Here is a 14,986-nt window from a genome sequence, read left to right on the forward strand (position 1 = left end):
TATATTTTAGAATGATTCCTTATCTGCGAATAACCGCGTACACCGATTGCATACCATCAGATTACTCGTCTTCATATAATCACGGAATTTCACAGCCCGGTCGCCTTCCCACAATTCTTTGAAAGATTGTTCATAGATATTTCCGTATTTATAATCTGGAAAATCCACACAAGGATACACATCTCCTGTACGCCGAATGACCATTTCATGCCAAGGTGCTACACATTTGGTACGGCCAAATACATTATCAATATCCGCATAATACTGCTGAATGTCCACGAAGCTCGAAGTGTCAATGCCTTCAGCTTGCCACAAGTCTTGTAGATCTTGCTTGAGGATATCCGTATCGAAATCTGTGCTCAGAGACTCTTCAACGAAACCTTGCCAAGCGGGAGAGACATCACAGTCCAGATGTTCTTTCATCTGCGCGGCGTAAGCTAGTCCTCTCTCCTGCGTAGTGAACAAGAGCGGAGCGAAATTGACGGAGAGATCTCGCCGCTTCATCCAAGGATTCTTGGAATCATGGAGTACGACATTCGCATCCTTGAAGCGTTCACGAAGCGCCGCCATGAAGTCTTTGGCACTACGATAATTGTACTTGGAGAGAACCATCGTAATATTGATGAATGGGAACATCTTGTTCCGTTTGCGCTTCTCTGCGATCAATGAATCAATATTCTCGCAAATCGTCTTGAAGCTGCCTTTCCCGCGAATAGAATCATGGAACTCTTCAGGACCATCGATCGAAATATTCATGGCAACGATGTTCTCCATAATAAACTGTACTTTATTTTTGATGAGAGATCCGTTCGTTAGAAGATAAATGTTGGCCTTTTTACTGCGTAGATGCTCCACGAGTTCGGTGAAATGCTTATATAACATCGGCTCTCCACCTGTAATAATGACACCCAATTTCTTAGTATTTGCGGTGACGTCATCCAAAAAGCTTTTCAACACATTGATGTCTAGTTGTTCACGAATTACGCGTTGAGGCTCTTTGAGCGCCCACCCTGTCTCCCCCCAAATATGGCAAAAGCTGCAGCGATAATTACACATTTCAGATGGAAAAAGAGTTAATTGCTTGATTTCAGGAGACAGTTGCTGAATATGCTCTACACTTAATCCGCCTACACTTGCAGCTTTGGTTAACATAATGGTGATTCCCCGCTTTCATCGGTTGGATAGGTTGGTAGATCCGCATTGCTAGGCTGAGATAGAACAACAACGAGCACAACAGACATCTAGTATCAAATGAAAATTAATATCCAATTAAAAAGCCTATTCTACCTTAGACTCCGTAATGTAGTTCATAATATGATTGACCGTTCTAAAATTACGGAAATCCAAATCCTCATCACTCCACGACACCCCAAATTCCATCTCGGTAGCAATGACCAGCTTGATGAACGTCATAGAATTGATACCTAGGGTAGATAAATCCGTATCTGGATCAATGGTGGCCATCTCGGAGGCACCCTCTAAATTTTCTTTCAGCATCTCAATAATCCGTTCCTTTAATTCTTCTCTTGTTTCCGTTGCCATGGTTAACTCCTCCTTATACGTGTAGGGTCTCTCTATGTTCTTTAAGCCTTGAGAGTAAATGGATATGATAAGTTCGTTCATCCTCTGCTAGGTTCAGGATAAGTTCCCCTAACCTCTGCATGACATCAGGGCGGTAGATAGGCTGGTAAAAGAATCTCATGATCCCTTTGCGCACGGTATCCCACTGCTTCGTTAGCTCAGCTTGATAATGAATCAGTTCATCTTCTTGGTGATCAATCAGTTCATCACCTTGGTCATCAATCAATTCATTAGACTTGTGATCAATCAGTTCATTAAACTTCTGATCAATCATTTCATCACCTTGGCTGAACAATCTCAGCAAGCGATAACGATCGACATGCTTGGTCTGAATTACATTATTTAGGAAGGAGATGAGGTCTTCAATGTGCGCTTTAAGCTCATCTTCGTGATGTAGAATGCGATAAGTCTGCGCTGCCCACTCCTCTAGAACGGACAAGCTCTTTTGGATGTGATCTTGATAATTAGACATCTGATCTGCAAATCTAAGAAGCAAACTATGCTTAGAAGTACCTTCTAGCTCCTTGTTCATAGAGAGATCAATTGCTGTAGATAACCGCGACTTCTGTGTATCAAATATATAGTGAGTGTCTTGGTGATCACGGGACAAATAGTAATTGGTGAACCCTTCGCATGCTTGAATTAAATCTGCACATGGCACTGTTCTTTTCGTGTAATTCAGATTTTCACGCCGATCATGTTCAATGATATACAGCAGTTGATCTTGTTCATTGAACCCATACACAAGAAGGGTATGGTCGAGATGCTCCTTCTGATACATATCCTTGCGCATCGGAAGATCATAACAATCTACCCATACAATCACTGGTTTCCCTTGTGAAATGTGAAGTTTGAGATCCTGCATAATCTGAGAGTTATCCTGACGCGTGTCCACATGCAGACCAATCCGTTCGAAAATTGTCGGCAGTGGATCGAACGATTCATAGTTAACTGTATACGCTGTACATTCACTTGAAGACGCTGGAAAATGCTCAGATAGATGCTGCGAAAAGTCCGTTTCCTCGATCTCATATTTAATCCAGTCATTGAGTAGAAAAGGTAGGATACTCTGCCCAAAATGTGTAACTATCGGAAACATAGCATTATAGAGACAATTCCGATAAAAAATATCATTAAACGGCTCGATATTGGGAATCTCCCAGACGGATGACGTGGGAGCTTGATGCGCTTGCTGATCAGATCTAACTTCTTTGTTACGCTCAACAAGCAGCTCTTGCACTACTAAATCGCCATCACGATTAAGAAATTCGGCTAATTTCTTAATCGTTCGGTACCGATATACATCATCTGAATTGACCTGTAAATCAACCTGTTCTAACTCAACTTCTAGCTTGATGGCAACAATTGAATTGCCGCCGATATCAAAGAAATCATCTTCGATATCTATTTCATAGAGCCCGAGTAGTACACCCCAAGCCTGCCCAAGCTTTTGCTCCGTTTGAGAGTAGATGGCATTGTCTCTTCCCTTAAGCACAACAATTGGCTTCTGCACTTCATGCCTAGGAGCTGCATCTGAAGTTAGCTGATATCGCGTGGACTGTACATTCTCCGACGGGTCAATCCAGCACCGGCTTTTTTGAAAAGGATACGTCGGAATTCGAACGATTTGGTGGGGCATAGAGCTGTACATGACCTCCCAAGCAATATCAGCGCCTTGAATATAAAGCGTGCATAATCGCTCCATCTGAGGGCTTGACAGGGGTTGCCCCCGTACCTTATACACAAGCTCATCCGCTTCTTGACTGAACGCTCGAAGTTCTTCCCTTGACCATGCTCCGCTAATCCGCGATTCTCGCCGTGCATGAAGGATACGATGTTCCCCATAAAAGATGCCTTCTTGGGCATGATGCTGAAGTCCCTGCTCTGCACTCCATCTTAATTTCCGGAGCAATTCCTGATGGTTATGCGCGGATACAATTAACCGATGACTGTAATGTCCCCGGCCTACATGGGCCGTGAAGCATAGATCAGCCAAGCTGATCTTGTTGCTAGATGCCAGGCTTGAGATGTACAGCTGAATAAGGTCCATTATTGCCTCATAGCTTTTGGCTGACAAAGCTAGTAGATGAGCAGGATCTGTAGGTTGATCTAAGGATAAGTGCTTAGGATGCTGTAGCGCAGGAGTAAGATCACGATCATAGTTGGGTTCGTGTTTTGGTTCGTGTTTTGGTTCGTGTTTTGGTTCGTGTTTTGGTTCATGTTTTGGTTCATGTTTTGGTTCATGTTTTGGTTCGTGAGTTAGTCCTAGATTTGGTTCATAATTCGGTTTATCGGTTTTATGATCTAATACATTGTTCGATTCATTAGGTTCATAGCTTGGTTGATTGATTTCTGATGCATTGTTCGCTTCAATGGGTCTATTACTTGGTTCATTGGATTCTGTTTCCTTATTCAGTTCATTCGATGCATAATTAAATTCATAGCTGTTCACTCTGAATGGAGCTTCCTCCAGAATCAGGTGACAATTAGTGCCGCTGAAGCCAAATGAACTTACCCCACATCTGCGAGGGACTCCTTCCGTATCCCAAGGCTCCAACTGGCTGTTCACATAAATTGGTGAATCCTCGAAAGGAATTTTGGAATTCGGCTTATGAAAATGTAAAGTTGGCGGAAGCTGCTTATGCTGTAATGCTGCAATGGCTTTGGCAAGACCCGCTACACCGGAAGCACCATCCAGATGACCCACATGGCTTTTGACAGAACCGATGCCACAAAACTGCTTCTTTTCCGTATAGTTGCGAAATGCTCTGCGCATCCCCTCCACCTCAATCGGATCCCCAAGCTTAGTCCCTGTACCATGCGCTTCCATGTAGGTTATCGTCTGCGGATCTATATCCGCATCTTTCCAAGCTTGCATCAATAGCTCTGCTTGAGAAGCAGCACTTGGTGCTGTAATTCCTGCTGATGTTCCGTCTTGATTCATCGCACTTCCCTTGATCACGGCATGTATAGCATCGCCATCACGCTGAGCTTGTGCCAATGGCTTTAGCAGCAATACCACGGTGCCTTCGCCCCATACCGTTCCATCCGAACTATCGTCGAAGGTACTTGTCTGATGAGTAGAAGACTCGATTCCGATCTCAAATACTCCATCTACGGGCATCAAGCTCACCTTTACCCCACCCGCAATGGCCATATCGCATTCTCCATTTCTTAGTCCCCTACAAGCCAGATGCACCGCCACAAGGGAAGAAGAACAGGCAGTATCCACTAGAAAAGCAGGTCCTTTCAAATCTAGTAGATAAGAAATTCGGCTAGCGATCAGAGAAGGGGTATTCCCCACACTAGCCATTTCGATATTCCCGGGTTGATGTTTGGTGATGTACTGCCCGTAGGCAGGCCAATCGGCATGTCCTAGATAGACACCTGTTCGGCTTCCCACTATTCTTTTCCCGCCATACCCTGCATCTTCGATGGCCTGCCAAGCCCCTTGAAGGAATAACCTCTGACTAGGGTCCATGAGGGAAGCTTCCTTAGGAGAGAGACCGAAAAATTGATAATCAAAGGTGTCCACCTCATCCAAAAAACCGCCATAACTGAACTGAATATCTTCTTCTGGCACGTTCGTGAAGGCACGAATGAAGGCTAGACTATCTTCCTGACGGGTCATAGGGAATGGACGGATCGCATCCCTTGAACTTGTTACGACGTCCCAATATTCGTCTAGAACAGTAGCTCCTGGCATATTCAGCGATAGACCAATAATCGCAATCTGATTATCCGGTTCTGAGCGATTACCATTCGAATTTTGCTGTTTGAGTGCATGCAGCATTTCCAAGCCACTTTGCTGATCGAGTTGCCCGGAAGCGACCTTTTCAAATATCAAGCCTGCGAGTCTATCCATCGGCCACCTCCAGCGATTGATAGTGATGAACGGCTTCATTAAGCGTAAGCTGACCTTGCTTCATTTGAAGGAATAAGCTTAAAATTTCTTGCTTGAATCCCTCATCATTCATGGTCATTTCCTTGAGACTAAGGGATGCTGTATCGGATTCACTCAGAGTTCTGAGATACTCCGACATTTTGGATATCGTGGGATAGGAGAACATATCTGCCATCAAAATTTGGCCTGGGAAAACTTGATCCAGTAGGCTATGAACTTTCGTAATAAGAATGGAGTCCCCACCAATCTCGAAGAAATTGGAAGCCACGTCTAACTCTTCATAGCCAAGTACCTGCTTCCATACCCCCGCCACTTTATGCTCGATTTGCGAATAACCTAGTCCCTCCTTATCCTTCAGTCTTACTGAAGTTGGAGTGCTGCGTAAGTTCTTCTCAGAACGCATGGCCTTGTCCTTATGTTGAGTTGATTTTATTCGCTTCAATACCGTCTCCGACAGTCTAAAAGGAAGCCTATCCCCTAATGCGTAAAGCTCAGCCTGCGGATTGAGTTCTCCTACATAAACCTGTGTGATCTCCTTATGCAGGAGCTGCTGAAATGCCGTCACCGCTTGAGTTGGTGCAAGCACTCGGAACATCTCCTTGTGCTCTTGAATCTCCGCACCTTCAGCAAGTCCCGTATTGTGCCAGGCCGGCCAGTTGATCACTAATGTACGTAGGCTCTGACTTGCCCGATGGGCAGCAAATCCATCCAAATATGCATTTGCTGCAATATATGGCCCTGAACCAAGTCCCCCAATTAGCGTAATAGCTGAAGAACATAATACATAAAAATCGGGTTGATCTTGCTGCGTTACCTGATCAAGCAGCCAAGTCCCCTGTACTTTAGGAGCCATAATTCTAGCGAACTCTTCTTTTGTCAGCTTGCCAAGTATATTGCCTTCTCCAATCCCAGCAGCATGTATAACCCCTCGGATACGGCCATAGGAATGACGGATCTGTGCAACCGCTGATTGCAAAGCATGTTCATCCGCTACATTCACTTGCACAATAGTAACGGTAGATCCTTGCGCTTCAATGGATTTTATTTTAAGAATCTGACGAACCTGCTTAGTTGGCGTACCCGCTTGAAGTACAGCATCCCAGGTCTCTCTCGCCGGGAACTCGCTACGGCCAAGTAAGGCTAGGTGCACCGGGCCCTTAGTAGCCAGACTTTCTGCTAAGTAAAGACCGATCCCTCCGAGTCCACCCGTGATGAGATATACCCCGTCTTGGCTGAAAGTAATAGGATTATCCAAACATGAAGCCAGATCTACAGTAGTCAGACGCTCTACATACCTTTTACCTGAGCGGTATGCTACTTTATATTCAGATCCACCGTGGCTTAACTCCTGAAATAAAATCTCTGCGCTCCCTGTATTATCCATATCTATACAGCGAACCTCGATCTGAGGATATTCCCAGTTCACTACTTTGCCAAGAGCGGTCAGGGCATGATGCTCAGGCATGACGAAAGCTTGTAAGGTTAGCCCCTTATCTGAATTTCCCGTTTCCAAGTGATTTTGAGTTTGATCTTGAGTTTGATCTTGAGTTTGATCTTGAGTTTGATCGTGTGTTTGATTTTGATTCTGAGAGTGAAGAGTAGGTCGAGATTGCAATTCTCCAACTGGCTCAGCTAAGCTCGTTACTACGAACACCTCTACAGACGACTGACTCATCGGACTAAGAACTATCGATTGAATAAGCTGGAACAGACTATAGACTCCTTCGTCCAAACGGCTCTCAACATCCGATAATGTCGCCCTCTTGCATGATTCTGAACTTGCTACAGAACGAAGATGTACAACCCGAGTAATAGGATGGTCTTGCCCTTGTTGCTGTACTTGGTTAAGCAGCCATTCATAATCAACTGAATGATCACGAATACAAAAAGTGGATGGACCCGTCTGCCGCATCTCATCTCCATAACTCACTTCAATCACTTTACATCCTGCGTTCCTTAGCTTGTCAGACAGTGTAATGCCAACATCTTGTTTATCTTTGAACAAGAGATAGGAGTGCTTAGCTGAAACGGAATCGGAATTCCCCCTTTCCAGCCCCTCTGACTTCCAATTCAGCCTATAATAGAGGCTGCTTCCTGACTGTAACGAACCTTCTTCTCCATGGATGCCAATTCCATCGTTCCATTCTCCCTCTGAGAAATGTTGCTGGGGCCTGGATGGAATATCCAACCAACATCGGATCTTATCAAAAGAATAGGTGGGGAAGCTGACCCGTCTTCGTTTTTCTTTGCTGAATAGTTGTTCCCAAGGAATATCCCCACCCTGCACGTATAGATCTGCTAAGTGTTCAAGATAAGATGTATCTTGTCTTCTCCCTTGAATATAATGCTGAACCGTTGTCTCGGCTTTGGAGTTCAGTTCCTGCACAGAAGGGAATTTGCCTGCTATGTCCTCTTTCTGCTCTTGAACGGATAGTCCTAATCCATACCTCCCAGAAGAAGAATAGGAGGTTGTATTGCCCTGAGATCGCCCTTGTTCCTGTAGCATCTGAACGTATAACTCGGGAGTATCCACATCAAGCAAGCTGGTCTTTAAAGTCTCCAACCCTTGAATCCATTCCTCCCTATCCCTCCCTACAACCGCAATACGATAAGGATAGTGACCTCGGCCCGTACTTAAGGTGTAACTACTATCTCGCAGGCTAATCTCTGGGTGGTCTTGAAGATATCGATGAGCAGCAGTGACCCACGCAAGAAGTGCTGACTTGGATTTCGCTGATCCGACTAAAATCTCAGACGTAACCTTGCTGCTGCGCTCACTACTACTTGGCGTGACAACAGGAGCTTCCTCCATCACGATATGACAGTTGGTCCCACTCAGTCCGAACGAGCTCACACCGCACCGTCTCATCCCCAACTCATGGGTCCACGACGTGAATTGTGTGTTCACATATACTGGAGATTGTTCAAATTCAATCTGTCGATTCGGTCGTTCAAAATGAAGGGTGGGTACAAGTTGCTTGTGTTTCAGAGACAAGGCGGCTTTCACCAATCCTGCAATTCCTGCACTGTTATCCAAATGACCAATATTACTTTTTAGAGCACCTATGGCGCAGAATTGCTTTTTATCCGTATATCTTCGAAAAGCATTCTGAATGCCCTCCATTTCAATAGGATCACCAAGCTTCGTACCCGTTCCATGTGCTTCCATATAACTGATGGTCTCAGGATCGATGGCGGCTTTTCTCCATGCTTCAACAATGACCCGCTCTTGAGCATCCGCATTCGGTGCGGTAATGCCTATAGAGGCTCCATCTTGATTGACCGCACTGGATTTAATCACAGCATAGATATGGTCACGATCTTCCTGTGCTTGGGTAAGTGGCTTCAGCATAATAGCTACGGCGCCTTCCCCTGTGCCTGTACCATCCGAGCTATCGTCAAATGTTCTAGCTCTTGAGGTGGAGGACTCAATTCCCACTTCAATCTCCCGTATGGGAATCAAATGGAGCTGAATCCCTCCAGCTATAGCCGTATCACATTCCCCATTTCGAATCCCCTGACAAGCTAGATGAACAGCCACAAGTGACGAGGAGCACGTCGTATCTACAACTAGACTCGGTCCTTTCAAATTCATTAAATAGGAGATACGGCTTGCAATAATGGGGCGGACATTGCCAGGCATCGACAAGGAGGCAGATTCGGGTTCAATCTCCTGAATCATTCGTTTATAATCCGCATCGGACCCAAATCCAAGATACACACCCATGGCGCTTCCCCTCAGCTGATCTCCCCCGTACCCTGCATCTTCTATGGCGTTCCAAGCCGTCTGCAAAAAAATTCTTTGGTTAGGATCAAGCAGACTAGCTTCTTTCGGAGACATTTTGAAAAAAGAATAGTCGAACGTATCAATCTCTTCCAAATAAGCAGCCTCACCATACTGAATCTCTTCCGGTGGACTCCCTCTCCACTGAAAATATCGATCCGTGTCCTGCTTACGGCGAGGTGGAATGTCTCTCACGCTATCCATACCTTCGCAGAGGTTGTGCCAAAAAGTCTCTGGGGTATCCGCTAAGGGAAGCTTCAAGGCTATACCGACAATAGCGATATCTTGAGCTTCTATCCTATCCTCCTCGGGACCATCCTCGTCCTCCATAAAAGTCGTGCCTAATTGAATAGAACGAAAATCCATACGTGTCACCTCCCAGATTCGTAAGCCCAATCTCTTTGCTAATTCCATAGGTTTGGTGATGCACTAAAGTCTGTAGAAGTCTAGAACCACTATGCTATTTGTTGTTCAGTTGTTCATTGTTGTTATTGGATTGTTCATTATTGCTATTAATTGTTTATTATTGTTATTCGATTGTTCTTTGCTGTTTTCGATTGCACTTTGCTCTTATATGGTTGTACTGTTGCTGTTTAGTCAAGCTAGTTGTAAAGCAAGCAATTCATCGGCGAAAAGAGCTGCTGTACCGCTTAGTTGTAGAATGTTGTGGATTCGCTCACGTTGCTCAAGATCAGGAACATGCTTCGTTTTAAAAATCTGAACTAATAAGTGTAGCGCTTCTTTCATCTCTTCTTCTAAAGGTAATCGAGTCTCCAGATCGAGCTGTGCTTGAATAGACTGAATTCGTCGATAAGGCTCAATCACCCCTTGCGTATACTCGGCGTCGTTCCAGTTCCTATTGCGAGTACTGACTGCTGCGGTAAGACACTGGGTCACAACATTAAAAACGTTACGCTTGCGTTCCTGCTCTTTCATCTCTGCTGCCATCTCTTCCTGCGCCAACAGGTACTGCTGGGATTGTTCTAGGGGTAGGCAGACCATCGACTTGGTGTTAGATGCCATTAGATTCGTTAGTACGTTCTTAGACCCGAGCTCCACCGCAAGGGAAATTCCCTTTTGAGCTAGGAACTGTATGGACTGCACCCATCTCACAGGAGATATTAATTGCTTAGCTAACAGCGAAGCCACTTCCTTCGGTTGGTCATAAGGCAAGCCAGTCACATTAGAGATTACAGGCCACCGAAATGGATGAAAGGTATACGATGCAAGCTCCTTCTCGAATCGGACAGCTGCCGGGTGCATCAGAGGACTATGGAAGGGCGCACTAACTTGAAGAAATGAAATGCGCGCCCCCTGTTCTTCCAGCGAAGATGCAGCGCATTGAACCGCTTCGCGCTCCCCGGAGATGACGATCTGTTCTGGCGAATTGTAATTCGAGACGACAACTTTTTGTTCCGATATTCCTTGAGGGTCAAATGGAGACGCTCTTCTACATTCCTCTTCCACTCGCTCACGATGGATTCCAATAATTGCACACATTGCCCCCGTTCCTTCAGCCGCAGCCTCCTGCATGAACAGTCCCCTTTGCCTAACAAGCTTCAATGCATCCGAGAACGTAAGTACTCCAGCACAGACCAAAGCTGAAAATTCGCCAAGACTATGCCCAGCCGCATATGCCGGATTCACATCAATCTCTTCCTGATAGACTTGATAAGCTGCTACACTTGCAGTAAGCAAGGCTGGTTGGGCATTCTCGGTACGTGTTAATTCTTGCAACGAACCTTCGAACATTAGCTTTCTGAGATCGAAGTCCAGAATATCCCCAGCCTCCTCATATAACCGCTGAATGGAAGAGTAACGATCATATAACTCTTTGCCCATTCCGATATATTGAGAGCCTTGTCCTGGAAAAAGAAGTCCCAGCTTTCTCATCGCACGTCCACCTCCCCTGAAGGTACAAAACTTGCTGCTATTTGCTGAAGCAGATCCACATAACTTTCCATCAACCCTTGTATCCGCCGTTTGCTTAATCGTCGATCATTAAATGTACAGATGAGGTCCATGTAATCTTGATACATGTTTTCATTCATCCCCAGATTTCCATCTATGCGTAGCACTATGTCGTAATGCTCCAGTACATCCACATCAATTACAAAATTTAGATTTACACCGAATAGAGGCAGAATCGAATGCTTAGACTTGGTCAACCGAGTGGCTTGGAGTCGGCTACGCTCATACGACTGCTGCATCGCATCGATTCTCTGCTCATTCAGCTGTCGGAACAACGTTCCAAAATCATGAAGATCCGATAAATCCATAACAAGCGGAACGACCTGATTTCCCTCCTCCTGTGTATACTGAACAACTACTCGCTTCATTCCGCTAATCTCTGCCATTACATACATCCAGACCGATAACAGCACATCCGTACAAGGAATATGATGTTCACTAGCTATCGCTTGAATATGCTCCATCCACTTACCTTCTAACTCGATTCTTATCGTACCTAATCCCGTATGAAGGGGCTTAGGGTCAAAGAAGACAGCGGGCAGCGCTTGATAAGAGATAAGAACTGACTCATCTATCCCATCCCCTTGCTGATCTAACCACTGGGAAAGAGTAGCAATGGTAGGGTAGGCGAACAAATCGGTAATCGCTATACTAAATTCGTACGTTTTGGCAAGTTTAGCGTGAAGCTGCATTAGTAGAATGGAATTTCCACCCATTTCAAAAAATGGCTCATGCAAGCCCACATCGTCAAACTTTAAAACCTCCTGCCACAGCTTGCGCACTTGCGCTTGCGTTGGCGTTAGCGGAATTTGTTCAGACATTTCCAAGTGTTGTTCTAAGAGAAGCAGATTTCCCTTATCCCGCAGACTCTTCTTATCGATCTTGCCATTCACGGTCTTCGGTATGCCACCGACTCCATAGAATAAAGAAGGAATCATGTATGAGGGAAGATGCTCGGCTAGGAAACTCCGAAGCTGCTGCGCTCTAACTACCGTCTCGGTAACTATATAGGCGGCCAGAATCTGCATTCCATGTCCATCTACCTCTGGAAGGACAACTGCCTCCTGAACTTCGGGATGTGTTATCAGATGATGTTCAACTTCTCCAGTCTCAATGCGGTATCCCCGGATTTTGACCTGTTCATCATTGCGGCCCAGAAATTCAATTTGTCCATTCTCAAGCCATCGCCCCAGATCGCCCGTTCGGTACATTCGTAAATCTGTTGTCTCTTCTTCCTGTGGATCTAGGACAAATCGATGTCTGGTCTGATCTGGCTGATGCAGGTAACCTCGAGCAACCCCAGCACCAGCAATACAAATCTCTCCAGCAAGGCCAATAGGCATAAGCTGATTCTGTTCATTTAGAATGTACACACGGTAATTCAGAATAGGTCGTCCAATAGGAACCCGCACCGAATGACTGGGTAGACTGGATGGACATTCATAATACGTAGCACAGACCGTTGCTTCCGTTGGGCCATACGTGTTATAGATACGGGCATGCTGGGTTAGATTACTGATATACTCCGGTTTTAAAACATCGCCCCCACTAATCCACGTCTGTACCTGGCTCAGTCCCTCAAGTCCATTCAGTTCATTTAAGAGGAGCGGTGAACACGAGACACGCGTGATACCGTGGGTCTGAATCATGGGAATTAGCTTGCCTACATCCATAACTTCTAACTTACTTGCGATGACAATCTTAGCCCCCACACATAGCGCTGGGTACACTTCTTCCACGAACTGATCAAAGGAGCATGAGGATTGCTGTAAAAAAACATCCTTCGAATTGAGCTTAAATTCATCTTGAAATGCAGCCACATAAGCCATCACTTGTTGATGTTCTGTTACCACTCCTTTCGGCATACCAGTCGACCCTGACGTATAAATAACATAGGCTGCATCATCGGGATGGATAGCGAGTTCAAGATTCGTATCCCAATCTGTCTCTAAGGGTAGATCTACTGATACACTGCTGACCTCAATCACTGTCCCGGGGAAATGTAAATCAAGCTGACGATCTAACGCAGTCAATACATAACTACACCCGCTATCCAGTACAATCGATTGAATACGACTTAAGGTATACTCATGATCAATAGGAATATAAGCTCCACCTGCTTTGAGCACCCCCAACATAGCGACAATGCACTCAAAAGAACGCTCCAACACAATAGCTACATAGGTGTTCTTGGTGACGCCCAGTTTTTTAAGTTTCCTTGCCCAAAGATTAGCGTGATGGTTCAGTTCCAAGTAGGTATAAGATCTTCCCGCGTAGACAACAGCCGTCTGGGAAGCTGCTATACGTGCCTGCTCCTCAATGACAGAATGTATGATGAATCCTTTATCGCTTGCCATGATCTTCCGATTAAAATGATGCAGGATTTGGTCCGATTCCTCATCCGTGACTATGGTAATATCTCGCAACTTACGATTCGGATCATTGACGATTTGCATTGCTAGATGCTGAAAGTGCCCAGCCATACGCTGGATCATCTGACTTGTGAAGCGCTTCGTGTCATACGCCAACTCCACTTCAACTTCACGCCACATTTGTATTCCTAGGGTCAGGCCATAATGCGTACTTTCTTCCATCTGGTAATGATTTATGGCCAGGGGACCACGGTCCAGTAAAGTAAGATCTAAAGGATAATTCTCCAGTACTACAATGGAGCTTATGAGTTCGCTTGGCGCTACTGCATCGGTACAGGCAAGGATTGAGGATAATCCCGTATGCTCAAAGGGTTCCCGACGTTTTAAATGCCGATCTACGCTTTGAACATAGTCCGCTCCTTGCATCTCTGTAGAGGACTGAATACGTAGTGGAATCGTATTAATAAAGAGCCCCACCATCTGCTCAATCCCCCGAATGGAGGGCTCTCTCCCAGATACCGTTGTTCCAAATAGGACATCTTCTGTGTGGTTATATTTCTGCAGAAGCAGCCCCCATATGCTATATAGAAAAGATGCCATTGTAATATCATATTGCTTTGCAAAATCATTCATCCTTGTCGTATCTTCTAGCGAAAAGGATCGAATAACTTTGTCAATATTACCTACTGTTTCCGCATTTAGATGTCCTTCTTCTGGAAGTGCTGTGGCTCCCTCCACCCCCTGTAATTGTTCTGTCCAAAAAAACTGCTGCTGCTCTAAGTCTTGAGCCTGCTTCCATCTCAAGAATTCCTTAAAGCTTGTCTTAGGCTGAGAAATGAACTCGATGCTTGAAGCATGCGCTGTATAAGCCTCAAGGAATTCTTGGATCAGAATTCCATTACTCCATCCATCAAACAAAATATGATGCCAAGTCAAACTCATCTGATATCGATCGGCACGAAGTTTGAAGAGATGGATACGCAGTGGAGCAGTTTCGAGGTCAAAGCCCTGCATGCGATCCTCTAACCTGCTTTGTTCAGCAAGGATTTGTGCTTCTTCCAAAGGAAATTCCGAGTAATCTCGCTCCGTAATAGAAAGGGGATGCTCTTTTAAAATAATTTGAACCGGATGCTCCAGCTTGTCCCACCGAAAGACTACTCGCAACATTTCATTTATTCTCGCCACCGTACCCCAAGCCTTACGGAACGCAGAATGGTTCACCGCACTCGAGATATCGAGATAAAGTTGCTCCACATAATATGATTGATCGGGATCACTTACGTAGTGGAATAACATGCCTTCCTGAGTTGATGTTAATCCTAGAATATGTTCAACATTTGCTTTATCAATCTTCACAGAAACTGCGGGTTGCAT

The 14,986-nt window shown here is 45.2% G+C and carries 6 protein-coding genes; all 6 read right to left on the minus strand.

Annotated features, from left to right (window positions below):
• Positions 1-6: 6 nt before the first annotated feature.
• A complete protein-coding gene (locus J2Z69_RS08005) occupies positions 7-1,152 on the minus strand; it encodes a radical SAM/SPASM domain-containing protein (protein ID WP_209860923.1) in 1,146 nt (381 codons plus the stop codon).
• Between the two features lie 126 nt (positions 1,153-1,278).
• Positions 1,279-1,542, minus strand: a complete 264-nt coding sequence (locus J2Z69_RS08010; protein WP_209860925.1) for an acyl carrier protein — start codon at positions 1,540-1,542, stop codon at positions 1,279-1,281.
• A 13-nt stretch (positions 1,543-1,555) separates the two neighbouring features.
• Positions 1,556-5,446, minus strand: coding sequence for a beta-ketoacyl synthase N-terminal-like domain-containing protein (locus J2Z69_RS08015; protein ID WP_209860926.1), 3,891 nt, complete (start codon positions 5,444-5,446; stop codon positions 1,556-1,558).
• Positions 5,439-9,635: a type I polyketide synthase gene (locus tag J2Z69_RS08020; protein WP_209860928.1), complete on the minus strand. Its 4,197-nt coding sequence runs from the start codon at positions 9,633-9,635 to the stop codon at positions 5,439-5,441. Before J2Z69_RS08020 ends, J2Z69_RS08015 begins: the two co-directional genes overlap by 8 nt.
• Before the next feature lie 231 nt (positions 9,636-9,866).
• Complete coding sequence (fabD, locus tag J2Z69_RS08025; protein WP_209860930.1) at positions 9,867-11,162, minus strand: ACP S-malonyltransferase; 1,296 nt, start codon at positions 11,160-11,162, stop codon at positions 9,867-9,869.
• Complete coding sequence (locus tag J2Z69_RS08030) at positions 11,159-14,986, minus strand: non-ribosomal peptide synthetase (protein WP_209860932.1); 3,828 nt, start codon at positions 14,984-14,986, stop codon at positions 11,159-11,161. The genes fabD and J2Z69_RS08030 overlap by 4 nt, the downstream gene beginning before the upstream one ends.

Origin of the sequence: Paenibacillus shirakamiensis (assembly GCF_017874255.1) — a bacterium.
In the GTDB taxonomy this organism is placed as follows: Bacteria; Bacillota; Bacilli; order Paenibacillales; family Paenibacillaceae; genus Fontibacillus; species Fontibacillus shirakamiensis.

Bases quoted from the DNA above. Each gene is read 5' to 3' on its own strand.
- J2Z69_RS08005 (WP_209860923.1), bottom strand. From the start codon at position 1,152: ATGTTAACCAAAGCTGCAAGTGTAGGCGGATTAAGTGTAGAGCATATT.
- J2Z69_RS08010 (WP_209860925.1), bottom strand. From the start codon at position 1,542: ATGGCAACGGAAACAAGAGAAGAATTAAAGGAACGGATTATTGAGATG.
- J2Z69_RS08015 (WP_209860926.1), bottom strand. From the start codon at position 5,446: ATGGATAGACTCGCAGGCTTGATATTTGAAAAGGTCGCTTCCGGGCAA.
- J2Z69_RS08020 (WP_209860928.1), bottom strand. From the start codon at position 9,635: ATGGATTTTCGTTCTATTCAATTAGGCACGACTTTTATGGAGGACGAG.
- fabD (WP_209860930.1), bottom strand. From the start codon at position 11,162: ATGAGAAAGCTGGGACTTCTTTTTCCAGGACAAGGCTCTCAATATATC.
- J2Z69_RS08030 (WP_209860932.1), bottom strand. From the start codon at position 14,986: ATGCAACCCGCAGTTTCTGTGAAGATTGATAAAGCAAATGTTGAACAT.